13 protein-coding genes are annotated in these 14899 nt (G+C 66.3%); 7 read left to right on the forward strand and 6 right to left on the reverse strand.

The window, feature by feature from the left end:
- Nucleotides 1–34 precede the first annotated feature (34 nt).
- Entirely contained in the window at nucleotides 35–976 is a 942-nt protein-coding gene (locus tag AAF604_21225; protein ID MEM7052202.1) for a tetratricopeptide repeat protein, read from the reverse strand.
- A gap of 976 nt (nucleotides 977–1952) precedes the next feature.
- Entirely contained in the window at nucleotides 1953–2825 is an 873-nt protein-coding gene (locus AAF604_21230) for a hypothetical protein (GenBank protein ID MEM7052203.1), read from the reverse strand.
- Nucleotides 2826–3017: 192 nt separating this feature from the next.
- Between AAF604_21230 and AAF604_21235 the strand changes: the two genes are divergently transcribed.
- The 6 genes from AAF604_21235 to AAF604_21260 all read left to right on the forward strand — a co-directional run bounded on the left by AAF604_21235 (nucleotide 3018) and on the right by AAF604_21260 (nucleotide 8650).
- Nucleotides 3018–3791, forward strand: a complete 774-nt coding sequence (locus AAF604_21235; protein MEM7052204.1) for an SRPBCC domain-containing protein — start codon at nucleotides 3018–3020, stop codon at nucleotides 3789–3791.
- A 251-nt stretch (nucleotides 3792–4042) separates the two neighbouring features.
- Nucleotides 4043–4558, forward strand: coding sequence for a GNAT family N-acetyltransferase (locus tag AAF604_21240; protein MEM7052205.1), 516 nt, complete (start codon nucleotides 4043–4045; stop codon nucleotides 4556–4558).
- 435 nt (nucleotides 4559–4993) lie between these two features.
- Nucleotides 4994–5434, forward strand: coding sequence for a DUF6526 family protein (locus tag AAF604_21245; protein MEM7052206.1), 441 nt, complete (start codon nucleotides 4994–4996; stop codon nucleotides 5432–5434).
- A gap of 13 nt (nucleotides 5435–5447) precedes the next feature.
- Complete coding sequence (locus tag AAF604_21250) at nucleotides 5448–5867, forward strand: hypothetical protein (GenBank protein ID MEM7052207.1); 420 nt, start codon at nucleotides 5448–5450, stop codon at nucleotides 5865–5867.
- Complete coding sequence (locus tag AAF604_21255; protein MEM7052208.1) at nucleotides 5864–8221, forward strand: tetratricopeptide repeat protein; 2358 nt, start codon at nucleotides 5864–5866, stop codon at nucleotides 8219–8221. The genes AAF604_21250 and AAF604_21255 overlap by 4 nt, the downstream gene beginning before the upstream one ends.
- Nucleotides 8222–8347: 126 nt before the next feature.
- Nucleotides 8348–8650 (forward strand): hypothetical protein, encoded by a 303-nt coding sequence (locus AAF604_21260; protein ID MEM7052209.1) that lies wholly within the window; start codon nucleotides 8348–8350, stop codon nucleotides 8648–8650.
- Nucleotides 8651–8678: 28 nt separating this feature from the next.
- Here AAF604_21260 and AAF604_21265 read toward each other — a convergent pair whose 3' ends face one another.
- Genes AAF604_21265 through AAF604_21275 form a run of 3 tightly spaced genes read right to left on the reverse strand, consistent with a single transcriptional unit; the run spans nucleotide 8679 to nucleotide 12163 of the window.
- Nucleotides 8679–9089 (reverse strand): thioesterase family protein, encoded by a 411-nt coding sequence (locus AAF604_21265; protein MEM7052210.1) that lies wholly within the window; start codon nucleotides 9087–9089, stop codon nucleotides 8679–8681.
- The gene (locus AAF604_21270; protein ID MEM7052211.1) at nucleotides 9086–11449 is read right to left on the reverse strand and encodes a bifunctional salicylyl-CoA 5-hydroxylase/oxidoreductase; all 2364 of its coding nucleotides are present in this window, start codon (nucleotides 11447–11449) and stop codon (nucleotides 9086–9088) included. The genes AAF604_21265 and AAF604_21270 overlap by 4 nt, the downstream gene beginning before the upstream one ends.
- Nucleotides 11450–11488: 39 nt before the next feature.
- The gene (locus AAF604_21275; protein MEM7052212.1) at nucleotides 11489–12163 is read right to left on the reverse strand and encodes a hypothetical protein; all 675 of its coding nucleotides are present in this window, start codon (nucleotides 12161–12163) and stop codon (nucleotides 11489–11491) included.
- Nucleotides 12164–12342: 179 nt separating this feature from the next.
- Between AAF604_21275 and creD the strand changes: the two genes are divergently transcribed.
- Nucleotides 12343–13692: a cell envelope integrity protein CreD gene (gene creD, locus AAF604_21280; protein MEM7052213.1), complete on the forward strand. Its 1350-nt coding sequence runs from the start codon at nucleotides 12343–12345 to the stop codon at nucleotides 13690–13692.
- Here creD and AAF604_21285 read toward each other — a convergent pair.
- Nucleotides 13664–14632, reverse strand: a complete 969-nt coding sequence (locus AAF604_21285) for a bifunctional helix-turn-helix transcriptional regulator/GNAT family N-acetyltransferase (protein ID MEM7052214.1) — start codon at nucleotides 14630–14632, stop codon at nucleotides 13664–13666. The two genes, creD and AAF604_21285, sit on opposite strands and share 29 nt — an antisense overlap.
- Nucleotides 14633–14899 lie beyond the last annotated feature (267 nt).

Raw genomic sequence — 14899 nt, forward strand, 5'->3', positions numbered from 1 at the left:
GAGACACCGCGATCCTCGAGTTTTTCCAGTGCTGCTAGGGATCAGGGAATCCAATCGATTCCACGAGTTGGGCGTACTCCGGATGGGACTTGATGGATTCGAGTCTGGGATCGGTTCGAAAATGGAGGAGTGCCGGATACCGGCGATCGCGTGCGCGGGTGAGGAGTGCTATGGCCTTTTCTTCGTGTCCTGCCAGTGCGGCGGCGACCGCGGCGAAGTAGGGTGATGTGCTGTGGATCGGCGTTGATTCGGCGGCTGAGGCTTCTTGCCAGAGCCGGTCGAGGCGACTCGCCGGTGTGATCGAGCTGGAGGCGTCCTGGGCTGGGATGGAGGTTCGGAGAGCTCGTGCCGTCGACTCGAGGGCGAGCTGAAAGTTGCCCAAACGCCTTGCGGCTTCGGCCTGTCCTAGGAGCGACAAGGCGTGCTCTGGCTCCAGCTCGAGGGCGCGGCTGCACTCCAGTTCGGCGTCGGCGAATCGGCTGGCGTGGATCAGGTACCAGCAAAGATCGCTACTCAGGCTGAACTTTGCAGGGTCCAGCCGGCGGGCTAGCTTGGCTCGCGGAATGGCTTCGTCGTAGTGACCCAGAGTGGCGAGATAGGAAGCCAAGGCGCTGTGGCTGTCTCCCCAGCCCGGTGCCAGCTCGAGAGCTCGGCGAAGGGATGCCTCGGCGGCCGCGAAGTCCCACTCGCGGTAGAGCTCGACAAGTCCCTTGGCGAGATGGGCCTCGGCCAGATCCGAGTCTCTCTCGATGGCTTGATGGGCGGCCGTGCTGGCTTGCTGCCAGTGGCCGGCTGACGAGGATCGCAGGGCGAGACGAAGGTGGGTCGTGGCGAGGGCCGAGAATCCCTGGATGAAATCCGGGTCGAGGTCGACCGCCCGTTTGAAATGCTCGAGGGCCGCTTGGAGCTCGATACTCCGATCGTTGGCTCGCAGGTAGAGTCCCTTGAGGTACTCGTCGTAAGCCTGAGCATTCACGGGCCTTCTCACGTCGGACAGTCTGCCGATGCGATGGCCAGGAAGGGCTGCCACGACAGCCTCTGCGATTTCCCGTGCCAGGTCTTGGGGGACAAGTCCCGCCTCGATCGCTGGGTACTCGAAGGCCTGTTGTTCGAGGACTGTGCCGGTGGCGGGGCGATGCAGTCGAAAAGTGATTTCGAAGCGATCGTCTTCGATCTTACGGAAGCTGCCCGAGAGTCGATAGAGCTCCGGTGAGTCCCGGGGCCGTTCGGGTGGGTGCCTGCGGTCGCGCCACTGGGCGAGGATGGCCCCCTGGGGATCAGAGCTGCTGCCGACTTCGACCAAAATCTCTTGCGCCAGGGCCGTCGCGAGATGGGGCTCATACGGTTCCTGATCTGTTCGTTCGAAGGGCTCGATGGCGAGCACGATTTCGGAGGGCACAGGTGCCGGGTTGGGGCGGGGAAGCCTGCTTCCGGTGATGATTCCTGCCAGGCTGATGCCAATAGCGAGGACGGTGAGACCGGCCGCGAGGAGGGTTCGAGGTAAGGATCGGGGGCCCGCCTTCTGCCCGGGCTCGAGGTCGGATCCAGGCCCGACGGAGGCGATGAAGCGATAGCCCTGCCGTGGCAGTGTCTCGATGAACCGGGGATCTTTCGCCGAGTCGCCAAGCGCTCGGCGGAGCCGTCGAACTACGCTGTTGAGTCCGAGCTCGTAGTCGACGAAAACCTCTCCCTGAGGCCAGAGCCGTGAGACCAGCCGGTCTCGCGGCACGATCTGGCCAGGTTGCTTGAGGAGGGTACGAAGAACTTCCAGGGACTGCGGGCGGAGGTGGACCCTCGTCTTCCCTCGCCAGAGCTCGCCACTCCGGAGGTCGAGGCGAAAGGGAGCGAAGACGAGGACACCTGGTGAGGCGGAGCCAGCGGGCTCGCGGTCGTTCATGGAGTCGGCGCCACGAGTGAGGCCCTGTCCCAGTCGGCCTGCGAACCCAGTGCCGTCATCGGCCGATATAGCTCTTTTGGAATCCCCGATAGGTCATCTTGAACAACGAAGAACCGTCGGCAACATTTCGATAGTCCCAGCCCAAGAAGTACGGGGCTTTATTGGACACGAAGAAACTGACCCGCGAGGATCGGCTCGGTGCGAGGGATTGAATCTCGAGAGCTTGGTGGCGCTGGCCGCGGGAATCGGTGATGGTGGTTTCTCCGATGACCTTGACGTTCAGCAACTGGACCCCGCTTGCGGCAGACTGTTGGTAGGCGTGGAGTCGGAGCCCTTGGCCCTTTCGAAGATCGAGAAAGGGAAGTACGAAGGGAAGGCCTCCGAAGTCGAAGAGGGGGCGCTCAATGGAGACCACTCGGTTCTTCGAGGGCCCCTCATCGGGTACCTCGGTTCGCCGCAACTCGCCGGCTTCGACGCCGACGAAGCTGTAGGGGCCGCCCCAGTCACTGCGTGGCTTCGTCGGCGCCATGCGATAGCGCAGGGCGCCGGTCTTGCGCTCCATGACCAGGAGGTCGAGGCTCGGGACACCGTGGTCCCCGGCCTGTTCGCTGGTGAAGGTCCACAGCATCCATGTCGCGGGGACACCTCGGAACATGGCTTTGTTGAAATCGATGGTCGTCAAGAGCTCGAGCGGACCCTCCGGGGTCGCGAAGACCCCGTCGTAGGCGACCGTCACCGCGGTCATCGAGCCTGTGTCGACGGTGAGGTCTCCGGGAGCGTAAAGGGGCCATTGGTCGGCGCCATCGAAGTGGCTCAGATCAAGAGGCTCTTGCGCGCCGACGATCAAGGCCAGGGGCAGGCTCAGGCCTGTGATCAAGAGGCTCCAGAGCCACCGGATGAGCCGCGGTCGAAGAGTTTGCTCAGTCATGCCTGTCTCCTAGTTCCCGAGAGTTGAGAAATCGTTCAGCGCCATCGGAGACTGCCTCCGCCGACGGCTCGGATCTTGGGCCGAGGAGCCGTCCAAAGGCCATGACCAGAAGATGACAATTGACTGGGACGGGGGCATGGAGACTTCCTGGTGCCTTGACAGGTGACTTATTGGTCACGTATCGTCTGGGCCATGGATGACACCGTGTTCAAGGCCCTGGCCGATCCCAGTCGGCGGCTCCTTCTCGATCGCCTGTTCGCCGGCGACGGACAGACCCTCGGTGAGCTCGAGGGTTGTCTGGAGATGAGTCGCTACGGCGTGATGAAGCACCTGCGGGTGCTGGAGGCGGCGGGCCTGGTGACCACTTGCAAGGTCGGGCGGTGCAAGTACCACTACCTCAATCCGGTGCCCATCGGCCGCATTCAGGAACGCTGGCTGAGCAAGTACGCGGCACCTTGGGTCGGCCTGATGGGCGGCCTGAAGAACTCTCTGGAGGGAACCGTGAGTCAGAAACCCAAGCACGTCTATGAGATCTACATTCGTACCTCGCCGGAGAAGCTGTGGCAGGCGATCACCAGCGGCGAAATGACCCAGCTCTATTTCCACGAGACCCGCATCGAGTCGGACTGGCAGGTGGGCTCGCCGATGGTCTACCGCGGCCCCGATGGCCAAGAGATGGTGGTCGGCGAGGTGCTCGAGATCGCGGCCCCCCAGCGCCTGGTGGTGAGCTGGCAGTTCACCGCCGCCCATGACGAAAAGCGGACCTCCGATCCGCCGTCGCGGGTCACCTGGGAGATCGAGAGCGTCGGCAAGGAAGAGGAGGTCTGCCGCCTCACCCTGGTGCACGATGGCTTCGAGACGGAGACCCGAACTTTCCAGATGGTGGCGCGTGGTTGGGTGCCGATCCTGGATAGCCTGAAGAGCCTGTTGGAGACCGGTCGCGCCCTGCCGGCGGTGGCCGTGTGAGGACCTTCGAGAGTGTCGAATTCGAAATCCCATGAGACGTTTTCCTCGGATTCGACGCCTTGGTGGATCGAGGGACGTTGGCCCGAGCGTCCGTCGGCGTTTGTTCTGAATCCCAGACTCCCCCCATACGTCGACGGAGGGCCAGCGTCCCTCGAATTGCTTGGCCGGAGTTCCTGGCGGCGTGCCGCTGGTGGGTCTCCCGGCACTGCCCGGCGAGGCATCGCCGAACCGACGGTCGAGTGCAGGTCGCGATGAGGGTTGCGATCACGATTCGTCAGGCCGAGCCCCGGGAGGTGCCCTGGCTAGCGGAAATCGAGCGCCGAGCCGCCGTTCTTTTCGAGCCCTGGCGGGACCGCCTGGCCCTCGATGACGGCGAGCCGACGCCCCTCGAGGAACTGCGCGAGGCGCAGGCCCGCGGCCAGCTTTTCGTTGCCGAGAGCGACCAGGAAAAGGTCGTCGGCTGGTATCGCCTCGGCGTGATCGACGGCCACGGCCACCTCTACGAAATCGACGTTCTGCCGGAGCTCGGCGGCCGCGGAATCGGCCGTCGACTGGTCGAGCACTCTCTCGAGGTTGCTCGCCAGCGTGGGCATCGCACCGTCACCCTGACCACGTTTCGCGACGTCCCCTGGAATCGGCCCTTTTACGAGCGCCTCGGTTTCGTCCTGACGACCGCAGACGGTCCCGAGATGAAGGCAATCCTCGCCGAAGAAGCCTCCTGGGGATTCGACCCGACCCAGCGTTGCGTCATGGAGAGGATCCTCTGAGAACCGCCGTCGGCGGGGCCTCGGGCCGTTCGCTGAAAAAAATGCAATCGCGATGAGACATTGTGCGCAGTTCTTCCGCCTTTTAGATCGGAAGGGTCGTGCACCGGTTGTCAGGGTGCCGACCTCGCCAGAATTCGCTGAGTCGTGGTTCTGCCACGCCTTGCGAGGTTCGAAGTGGGAGGGATCGCCTCGTCCTGAGGCCGATTCTCCCGAGCGCTTTTGTCCCGAGGTCCCGGTTCCTGTTGGCAACCAACGATCGGAGACCTCGGGCCCTTTTTTTCTCCACAACGTCTTTCGAAGAAGGGCTCTCCGCGAATCGTCGTGCTTGGCGGTCGCAGCGCGATTTTCTATGCTCGGTATCTGAAGATCGCCCCGGGCGGTCGGTGACCGTCTCGGGGCTGTACGCGATCATTCCTTCGGAAGGAGAGGGAGCCGATGGCCGACGCACCGCAGTCTCTATCCAAACACCGGCGCTATGTGCCGGGGTACCACTTCGTCACCTTTGGTGTCCTGTTGATCCTGCTCTTCTGGCAGGGCTATCGGCTGTTCCGGGCACCGGGCTTCGAAACCGTGCTCGGGGTCCTGGTGGCGGCGGCCTTGATCGGCTCGTTGCTCTATGCGCGGGTCTTCGCCCTCGGTGCTCAGGATCGCGTCATTCGGCTCGAAGAGCGCCTTCGGCTGGAGCGCCTGACCCCCGCCGGTCATGGTCTCGAAGGTCGCATCGACGAGCTGACGCCACGCCAGGCAGTGGGCCTGCGCTTCGCCTCCGACGAGGAGGTCGTGGACCTCGCCCTGAGGACCCTCGACGAAGGCCTCGGCACCGAGCAGATCAAGAAGCGCATCAAGACCTGGCGACCGGACCACTTTCGGATCTAGAGCGAGGGCGACAATGAAACTGTCTCGAGTTGCGTATGGCGCTGGCGCCTGGCTCTACGGTGCGACCGGTGCGATCCACTTGTGGGCTCATCTCGGCAGCTCCGCTCGGGTTCCGACCGACCCCGACGAAGTCGAGCTGCTGCGCTTGGCGACAACCTTCCAGCGCGACATGGGGCAGGGTTTCGAGCGCAGCCTGATGGATTTCTTCAACGGCTTCAGCGTTTCGCTGACGATCCTCTGCCTCGCGCTCTGGGGACTCAATCTGATTCTGCTGCATCGTACCGAGGGCTCTTTGCGGGGCCCTGCTCTGTTCAACGGTGCCGTCGGCGTGGCGATGATCGCCCTCAGCTGGAGCTATTTCTTCGTGCCGCCGATCACCCTCTTCGGCCTGGTGACCGCCGCTTTCCTGGTGGCGGCGGCGGGAGGGCGATGACCGCCGAGTCCAAGATCGGGCGCCGCCTCGGGCTGGTGGTGGTGGGCTTGCTCAGCCCGCTGTTGGTCTTGGCTCTGCTCGAGGGGGTGCTGGTTCTGGCCGGGGTGGGAGAAGCGCCCCTCGGAGAGGATCCTCTGGTCGGTTTCGCCCCCGGCAGCGATCTGTTCGTTGCCGCCACCGCCGACGACGGTCGCGACATCTGGCGCACCAACCCGCGCAAGCTGACCTTCTTCAATCCACAAGAGTTCGACCGCCCGAAGGCCACCGGCACCTATCGGGTGTTCACCCTCGGTGGGTCGACCACGGCCGGTCGCCCATACGATCATCGGGTCGCCTTCGGAGCCTGGCTCGGTCACTATCTCGCGGCGGCGGCGCCGGAGCGCCGCTTCGAGGTGATCAACGCCGGCGCCATCTCCTATGCCAGCTATCGCGTCGCGTTGCTGATGCAGGAGCTAGAGCGCTATCAACCGGACCTGTTCGTCCTCTACACCGGCCACAACGAGTTTCTCGAGGAACGCAGCTACGGCGAGCTCAAGGCCGGCAACCGTGCCCTCCAAGGGGCACGGGCCTGGCTGGCGCGGCGGCGCTTCGCCAGCCTGCTGCGGCCGGCCCAGGGCGACGACGCGGAGCGGGTCACCCTGGGGGCCGAGGTCGAGACCAAGCTCGATGGCTGGACCGGTCTCGAGCGCTACCGGCGGGACGATGCCCTCGAGGCGTCGGTGGTCGAGCACTTCGACCTCAACCTCGACCGCATCATCGCCATCGCCCGGCGCGCCGGGGCAGACATCGTGGTGGTCGATCCGATCGCCAACGTCAAAGACTTCTCGCCCTTCAAGGCCGAGCCCGGCGAAGGCCTCGCGCCGTCCGCTCGACAGCGTTTCGATGAGCTTCTGGGGCGCGCCGGAGCAGCTTTGGCCGAGGGACGCAGCGGTGAAGCCCGGTCGCTTTTGGAGGATGCGGTAGGGCTCGACGAGCGACACGCAGAGGGTTGGTTCCTCTTCGGGCAGGCGCTCTTCGCCGAAGGGGACCACGAGGCGGCCCGCGCCGCGCTGCTCAAGGCCAAGGACGAGGACGTGGCTCCGCTGCGCGCTCTCGAGAGCATCCACCAGCGGTTGGCGGCGGCGGCGGAGCGCAACGGAGTGCCTTGGATTCCCCTGCGGGAGATGATCGAGACGGAAAGCCGCGAGCGCTTCGGGCACGATCTGCTGGGTGACGAGTTCCTACAGGACCACGTTCATCCGGCGCTGGCCGTGCACCGTCGCCTGGCGGCAGAGATCCTCGACTGGCTGGTGCGGGAAGGGCAGGTGGCGGCGGCCTTGCCGGTGGCGCGGCGGGCCGAGATCGACGCCGCGGTGATGGCGGATATCGACCGCAGCTACTATGCCCAACGCGATCTCAATCTGGCCAAGGTGCTGGGGTGGGCAGGCAAGCTGCGCGAGGCCGAGGCGCCGCTGCTTCGTGCCGCCGAGATCCTGCCGGATGATCCCGAGCTGTTGCTCAATCTCGGCATCCTCTACCAGAAGACGGGACGGCCGGCCCTCGCCGTGGAACGTCTCGAGCGGGCCACTGACATCGCTCCGGAGCGTGCCGAAGGCTGGTTCAACCTCGGGGTGGCGCAGGCTCGACTGGGACGGCGCGATGCCGCCATCGCGGCTCTCGAAACGGCCCTCGATCGACGACCGGATTACGGCGAGGCGCGCCAGAATCTAGGCGTCCTGCTGCGCGAGGCGGGGCGCTTCGAGGAGTCCGAAGCGGCGCTGCAGGAGGTGCTCGCGGATCGTCCCGAGAGTGCCGAGGTCTACCGCAGTTTGGCTCTGACCCATCGGCGGGCGGGGCGCTGGGGAGAGTCCGAAGCGGCCCTTCGCAAAGCCCTCGCCCTCGATCCCTCGGCGCCCGGATTGCGCGCCGACCTGGCCGTCACCCTGCTCCAGCAGGGGCGCCTCGAGGAGGCCGAAGGCGAGCTCAACCGAGCTCTGGCGGTGGATCCCGAAGATGCCGAGGCCTGGTACAACCGTGGCGTGATGCGCGCCCGGCAGGGGGATCCGGAGGGGGCCCTCGAGGCCTACGAGCGGACCCTCGGGGTCGATCCGCGGCACGTCGGTGCGCTCAACAACCTGGGAATCGCCTTCGGTCGTCGCGGCGAGCTGCAGCGTGCCAGCGAGCTTCTGGTGGCGGCAATCGATGCCGATCCGGCCTTCGCCGACTCCTACTTCAATCTCGCCATCGTCTACGACCAGGCGGGCGCTCCGCAGGAGGCCCTGCGCGCCCTGCGGCGGGCGGCCGAGCTCGATCCCGAGGAGGAGCGCTATCGCCAGGTGCTCGACCAGTTCCTCGCCAACCGCGGCGGGGAGTAGGAGCTGCAGCGCGCACCAGGGGTTTTGCTTTCATGAAAATGTGAGTATATAGAAATATTATTTAATATCGGCTATGGTCGCTGCGCGCCTGCAATCCCGCAGGGCTTCATGAAGAGGAGCTGACGCATGAACCGATGGTCGATGGTCCTGGTAACGCTGATCTGCCTTGCTCTCGCCACCGCTGGACTGACGGCGGCGCCGGCGTCCGAGGAAAAAGAAGCCGAGAAGATCGACTTCTCGGAGCTGCTCGTCAAGCAGTCGAGTGAAGACCAGCGCCTGAACTATCCGAGCTGCTTCGCCATGAACGGTCGCTCCTGTCCGGTCGCCGGCTCGACGCAGCTCTGTCTGCTGGCACCCTTCGAGCCCGAGATCTGTGTCTGTGGCACTCACGGCGGCTCGACCCTGACCCTGCGCTGCCTCTGGTATTAGGAAACGCTGAAAGGCGCGCTTTGGGCTCCTAGACCTTCAGCCCTTCGAGTCCCTGGCGGAGCCACTCCGGCAGGGGCTTCTTGCGATAGGCCGCCAGGTCCATCCACACAGTGACCACGCGACCCTCGGCGGCGATCTCGTCGCCCTGGTGGTAGAGCCGGAAGCGCCAGGTGACGGAGGTTTTCCCGAGATCGAGGACGCGGGCTTCGGCCTCGATGACGTCGCCGTAGGCCAGGGGGCGGCGGTAGTCGACCTCCAGGCGAACCGCTGGCAGCCCGACCTGGCGCTGGTTGATCAGCTCCGGATAGGGCACGCCGAGGGCCGCCCCGAAGACCTCTTCCATGGCGACATGGAAGTAGTGCGGGATGCGTGGGTAGTAGACGATGCCGGCGCTGTCGACGTCGGCGAAGCGCACCGTCAGCCGACTGCGGAAGGTCATTCGGCGATCGGCTCGGCGACCAGCGGGGCCTTGGAAGCTTCTTCCTCCGGCAGGGATTCGCGCCGCGGCCCCATCGGTGACAGGGGGCGCAGCTTGCGCCGCCGGCTGGCTCTGGGCGGGGTCGCCCGCCCGAGGACGTACTGGCCGGGCCAGGGGTGATCCCACAGCTCATAGTGCTCGGCGGCGTGGAGCGTGAGATAGGGGTTGTGGAGGTGTGGTCGCGCCATCAGCGCGAGGTCGGCGCGGCCGGCGGCGAGCACCGTGTTGGCGTGATCGGCCCCCTGGAGGGCACCGACGGCCATCACCGGGAGATCGGTCTCGAAGCGCGCCTTCTCGGCGAAGGGCACCTGGTACATGCGGCCGTACTCGGGCAGGGACTCGGGGGAGTTTCCCGCCGACGAGACGTCGAGAATGTCGCAGCCGGCGGCGCTCAAGCGGCGCGCGATGGCTACCGTTTCGTCCGGCGTCGTGCCGCTGCCGTCGTCCATCCAGTCGCTCGCCGAGACCCGCACCGCCAGCACCTTGGGCCAGACGGCGCGCACCGCCCGCAGCACCTCGAGGGGATAGCGGATGCGATTCTCGAGGCTGCCGCCATACTCGTCCCGGCGCTGATTGGAAAGCGGCGACAGGAAGCTCGACAGCAGGTAGCCGTGGGCCATGTGCAGCTCGAGGAGGTCGAATCCGGCCTCGAGGGCGCGCTCGGCGGCGGCCACGAAGGCTGCCGTGATGCGCTCCATGTCGGCTCGGTCCATGGCCTTCGGCACCGGCCAGTGGGGGTAATAGGGCAGCGCCGAGGGGGCGAGGGTTTGCCAGGCCCCTTCCGCCGCGGTCAGCGGGATGTCCTCCCCTTGCCAGGGATGGTGGACGGAGCCCTTGCGGCCGGCGTGGGCGAGCTGGATGCCGATCTTGGTGCCGGAGTGGCCGTGCACGAAGTCGACCACCCGCTTCCAGGCGGCGGTGTGATCGTCGTTCCACAGACCGGCGCAGCCGGGGGTGATCCGTCCTTCCGGCGTGACGTCGGTCATCTCGGTGATGATCAGGCCGGCGCCGCCGATGGCGCGGCTGCCGAGGTGCACCAGGTGCCAGTCGTCGATCAGGCCGTCGCGGGCCGAGTACTGGCACATCGGGCTGACCACGATGCGGTTGGCGAGCTCGAGGTCGCCGAGGCGGAAGGGAGTGAAGGCGGGCGGCGGCGGCTCGGCGCCGGCGGGGACTTCGACCCCGCGGTCGCGGCAGTACCAGGCGTTGATCCGGCGCACCAGCTCGGGATCCCGTTCGGCGAGGTTGTCGTAGGTGATGCGCTTGCTGCGAGTCATCAGGTTGAAGGTGAACTGCACCGACTCCTGATCCTCGAAGCGGGCCGAGTTCTCGAACCACTCGAGGCTGGTCTGGGCGGCCTTCTGGAGCTTGACGACTTCCACCCAGCGGGCGTTCTCATAGGCCTCGAGGATCTCGGCAATGGAGCCCCCCGGTCGCTGCTGGAAGGCCTCGACGAGGGTCACCGCGTCTTCCATGGCGAGCTTGGTGCCGGAGCCGACGGAGAAATGGGCGGTGTGGGCGGCGTCCCCCAGCAGGACGACGTTGCCGTGGTGCCAGGTCTCGCACTGAACCGTCGGGAAGCTGCGCCAGATGGAACGGTTGTTGAGCAGCCGATAGCCGTCGAGATGCTCGGCGAAGAGCTCTTCGCAGAAGGCCACCGTCTCCGCCTCGGTGGCCGCGGCGAGGCCGGCCGCCTGCCAGGTCTCTTCGCGGCACTCGACGATCCAGGTCGAAAGGCCCTCCTCGAAGGGGTAGGCGTGGACCTGGAACAGGCCGTGCTCGCTGGGCTCGAAGATGAAGGTGAAGGCCGACAGCGGCTTGTCCGTGCCCAGCCAGGTGAACTTGCAGCGTCGCCAATCGATGCGCGGCCGGAACTGGTCGGCGAGCTGGCGGCGTACCCAGCTATTGGCGCCATCGGCGGCGAGAATCAGGTCGGCATCGCGAAACTCATCGAGGCTGGCGACCTCGCGCTCGAACTCGATCTCGACACCGAGGTCGAGGCACCGGCGGTGCAGGATCGCCAGGAGCTTTTTGCGCGATAGCGCCGAAAAGCCATGGCCGGTGGAGACCGTGCACTCGCCGTGGCGGTAGGTCTCGATGTCGGTCCAGTGCTTGAAATGACGCGTGATCTCGGCGTAGCTCACCGCGTCAGCGGCTTCGAAGTTCTCCAGCGTCTCGTCCGAGAACACCACGCCCCAGCCGTAGGTGTCGTCGGGGCGATTGCGTTCGAGGATGCGGATCTCCGTCTCCGGAAACGCCCGCTTCATCAGAATGCCGAAATAGAGCCCTGCGGGACCTCCGCCGATGCTGACGATTTTCATGGCCCGATTCTAGCTCGGGAGGCTGATCCTCGGCCGTCGTTAACCGACGCTACTCCAGCGCGTCAGGTCGCCGCTCTCGAATCCGTCCTCGAAGATCTCGGCGCGCAGGATCTGCAGGCCATTGAGGGCGGCGCCCTGGCTGGGATCGGCGCCGGCCACGATCCCCGAGTGGAGGTCGAGTCGGCCGGTCGCGTCGACCAGGACGCGGTGGCGCGAGAAGGTGATCAGCTCGCGGTGCTGGCCGGACCAGGCGCCGCCCACGGAGTAGTGGGGCACGCCGAGTTCTTGATCGACGAAGGTATCGCTCAGCACGTCCGGAGCGTTCGGCATGCGGGCGTAGATCAAGACCACGTACTCGCCCGGCATCAGGCCGGTGAAGAACAGGCAGGACTCGAGGCCGGCGCTGAAGGTGACCAGGTAGTCGTCGAGCAGGCGGGCGTCGTCGCCGCTGGTGCTGGGGTCGACCGCGAGCGGGGTGTCGAGGCCGCCGAACTGACGCACGCTGACGGCCGTCACCGCGCCCTGGAGATCCACCAGGTCGTCGGTGGTGGTGGCGTGGTCCGCCGGCAGGCTGTTCCACACCCCGGCGATGCCCGCTGCGGCGTAGCTGGCGTCCGGCCCATGGTCCGGGGCGCCGAAGTCGAGATTGAGGCTCTGACCAGCGAGGGGCACCGCGGTCAAAGTCAGCAGAAGCGAGCAAGCCAGGATTTTCATCGGGACTCCTTGCATCGAGGGTGGGCTTGGCGCTGATGGTGAGCTGAATGTAAAGAGATGGCTGCAGGATAGCAGGTGCTCTCGCGCCAGCCGGTTGACACGGAGTGCCACCGATCGGCCTTCGTCCTGCTTTGCCGCCGCCCGACTCCCTTGCCTTGATGGCGGCGAAAGGAGGGAGGATGGAGCCGAATGCAAACCCAACTCTGATTCAACGCCTGGGGGAGTCGACCTTCGTCAAGCTGGCGACCCTGGGCTTTTTGCTTCTGCTGCTGCTCTTGCCGGTGAGCCGGGTGCGCTCCCTGGTCAACGAGCGCATGGGCCGGCAGCAGGAAGTGCGCCACGAGATCACCCGCACCTGGGGCAGCGCCCAGACCCTGCTCGGCCCGGTGCTGACGGTGCCGGTCGAGGTGCTGCGCGAGCGGCCGGTCGAGAAAGAGGGCGACGCCGTCAAGACCTACTGGCAAGCCCACTACGTTCGCATCTTGCCGAAATCCTTGAGCTGGCAGGGAGAGGTCAACCCCGAGATCCGCAATCGCGGCCTGTTCGAGGTCGTGCTCTACGAGAGCGAGCTGGCGGCCAGCGGTCATTTCGAGATTCCAGATCTCGGTGGCGACGATCGCCGGGTGCGCTGGCAGGATGCGGAAGTGGCCCTGTTGCTGTCGACACCGCGCGGCTTGCAGCGTGAAGTGATCCTCGAGTGGGGCGATGGTGAATACCCCTTCCGGCCCGGCGCCGGTCTCGCCGACGGCCTCGGCAGTGGCATCCGGGTACCGCTTTCGGACCTCGCCGCCGACAGCGCGGTGCCGTTCTCCTTCGACCTTTCGTTGCGCGGCGCCGAAGAGCTGCTGTTCATCCCGGTGGGCGACCTCACGACGGTCGCTCTCGGCTCGCCCTGGCAGGATCCCGGGTTCGTCGGCAGCTTCCTGCCGCAGCAGCGCCGACTCGATGCCGCGGGATTTGCGGCCGACTGGCAAGTGCCCGCCTTCGGCCGCGGCTTTCCAGGCCTGTGGTGGGACGGCCAGGTCGCCGACGTGACCCTCGACGCGACGGCCTTCGGCGTGTCCTTGATTCTGCCGGCGGACGCTTACCAACAGACGGAGCGGGCGGTGAAGTACGCGATGTTGTTCATCGTGCTGACCTTCGGCACCTTCTTCCTGCTCGAGGTCACCAGCCCGCGGCGCCTGCATGCGGTGCAGTATCTGCTCGTTGGCTTCGCCCAGTCGGTGTTCTACGTCCTGCTGCTGGCCCTCGCCGAGCACCTCGGCTTCGCTGCTGCCTACGGCCTCGCCGCCGTCGCCACCGTCGGATTGATCGCCGCCTACTCGGCGAGCGTGCTCGGCGGTTGGCGTCGCGCCGGTATCGTCGGTGTGTCCTTGGCGCTGCTCTATGGCTATCTGTTCGTGCTGCTGCGCCTCGAGGATCTCGCCCTGCTGGTGGGAGCGGTGGGCTTGTTCGCCGTCCTCGCCTTGCTGATGATCGCCACCCGCCACCTCGATTGGTTCAGCTTGCGCTGGCAGGCCGATCGTTGAGCCGGATTTCCATCTGGATGTCCGACCGTGAGTACCCGGAGGGCTGGTTCTCGACTTCGACGAAACCCAGCTTGCGGTAGAGCTGGAGCGCCGGCGCCAGGCGCCGGTTGCTTTCCAGGAAGGCGCGGGGCGCGCCGAGCTGGCGCGCCCGCTCGATCACCGCTCGGCCGAGGAGGGCGCCGATTCCGAGACCCTGGGCCGAGGGCGTGACCGCCATCTTGGCGAGCTCGAAGCCGCCGTCGTCCATCTTGATCAGGGCGCAGGTGCCGACCACCTCGCCGCGGTGGAGGGCCATCAGGATCTGGCCGCCGGGCTCGAGGATGGTCGCCTCGGGATTCTGCAGGTAACGCAGGTCCTGCTCCTCGATCTCGAAGTAGGCGTCGATCCACTCGCGGTTGAGGCGCTCGAAGGCCGGGCCGTCGCCGGCCTCGAAGTCGCGCACTGCGACCTCGCCGGCGGGGGAAGCGTGAAAGCGCCGGGCGACCCGCTCGTAGAGGCTCTGGCGGTCGAGGATCGCCTCGACCTCGCCGAGGGCGGCCCACAGGTCGTGGCTCATGGCGCCCAGGATGTCGTCGACGGCGGCGCTGACATCGCGTCGCTGCGGCGCCATCTGGTCGACTGCCTGGTGACCGGCCTCGGTGAGGCGGGCGAGGCGCTGGCGCCGATCCTCCGCACTGCGCTCCGAAGTCGCCAGGCCGGCCTTGGTCATGGCCTTGAGAATCTGGCTCACCGAGGCGTGGGAGTGGCCGATGATGCGTCCGATCTCGCCCACCGGCAAGGGGCCCTGGTGGGCGAGCACGTAGACCACCGGAAACCAGCGCGGGTCGAGGGGAGAGCCGTAGAGGGCGTAGAGCTGGGCGGCGTCCTCGGTGATGCGAGCCGTCAGGGCGCGCAGCCGCGAGCCGATGGCCATCGGTCCGAGATGTCGATAGAAGTCCATGAGGCTCTCCCTGGAGATGATTAATTGTAAGCGCTTACGGATTATGCAAAGGGCGACCCCGGCTGTCAAGTCCAGGATCGGCGGGACTGCGGCCTAGCAGGTTGCTGAAAAACTCATCGGCAACCTGCTTCCGGGCCCGGAAGGGCTGGGCGCCCCCGGCCCGGTGGCGGCGCAGCCGCCGCGACGGGAGAGGAGGCCCAAGAACCGCGCTTCGTGGGCCGGAGCGGGGCGCGCAGGGAGGGGCGGGTAGCCCCTCGCGGCGCAAAC

The sequence above is a fragment of the Acidobacteriota bacterium genome, assembly GCA_039028635.1.
In the GTDB taxonomy this organism is placed as follows: domain Bacteria; phylum Acidobacteriota; class Thermoanaerobaculia; order Multivoradales; family JBCCEF01; genus JBCCEF01.

Excerpts from the sequence above, each read along its gene's own strand:
- AAF604_21230 (MEM7052203.1), bottom strand. The coding sequence starts at position 2,825 with ATGACTGAGCAAACTCTTCGACCGCGGCTCATCCGGTGGCTCTGGAGC.
- AAF604_21235 (MEM7052204.1), top strand. The coding sequence starts at position 3,018 with ATGGATGACACCGTGTTCAAGGCCCTGGCCGATCCCAGTCGGCGGCTC.
- AAF604_21240 (MEM7052205.1), top strand. The coding sequence starts at position 4,043 with ATGAGGGTTGCGATCACGATTCGTCAGGCCGAGCCCCGGGAGGTGCCC.
- AAF604_21245 (MEM7052206.1), top strand. The coding sequence starts at position 4,994 with ATGGCCGACGCACCGCAGTCTCTATCCAAACACCGGCGCTATGTGCCG.
- AAF604_21250 (MEM7052207.1), top strand. The coding sequence starts at position 5,448 with ATGAAACTGTCTCGAGTTGCGTATGGCGCTGGCGCCTGGCTCTACGGT.
- AAF604_21255 (MEM7052208.1), top strand. The coding sequence starts at position 5,864 with ATGACCGCCGAGTCCAAGATCGGGCGCCGCCTCGGGCTGGTGGTGGTG.
- AAF604_21260 (MEM7052209.1), top strand. The coding sequence starts at position 8,348 with ATGAACCGATGGTCGATGGTCCTGGTAACGCTGATCTGCCTTGCTCTC.
- AAF604_21265 (MEM7052210.1), bottom strand. The coding sequence starts at position 9,089 with ATGACCTTCCGCAGTCGGCTGACGGTGCGCTTCGCCGACGTCGACAGC.
- AAF604_21270 (MEM7052211.1), bottom strand. The coding sequence starts at position 11,449 with ATGAAAATCGTCAGCATCGGCGGAGGTCCCGCAGGGCTCTATTTCGGC.
- AAF604_21275 (MEM7052212.1), bottom strand. The coding sequence starts at position 12,163 with ATGAAAATCCTGGCTTGCTCGCTTCTGCTGACTTTGACCGCGGTGCCC.
- creD (MEM7052213.1), top strand. The coding sequence starts at position 12,343 with ATGGAGCCGAATGCAAACCCAACTCTGATTCAACGCCTGGGGGAGTCG.
- AAF604_21285 (MEM7052214.1), bottom strand. The coding sequence starts at position 14,632 with ATGGACTTCTATCGACATCTCGGACCGATGGCCATCGGCTCGCGGCTG.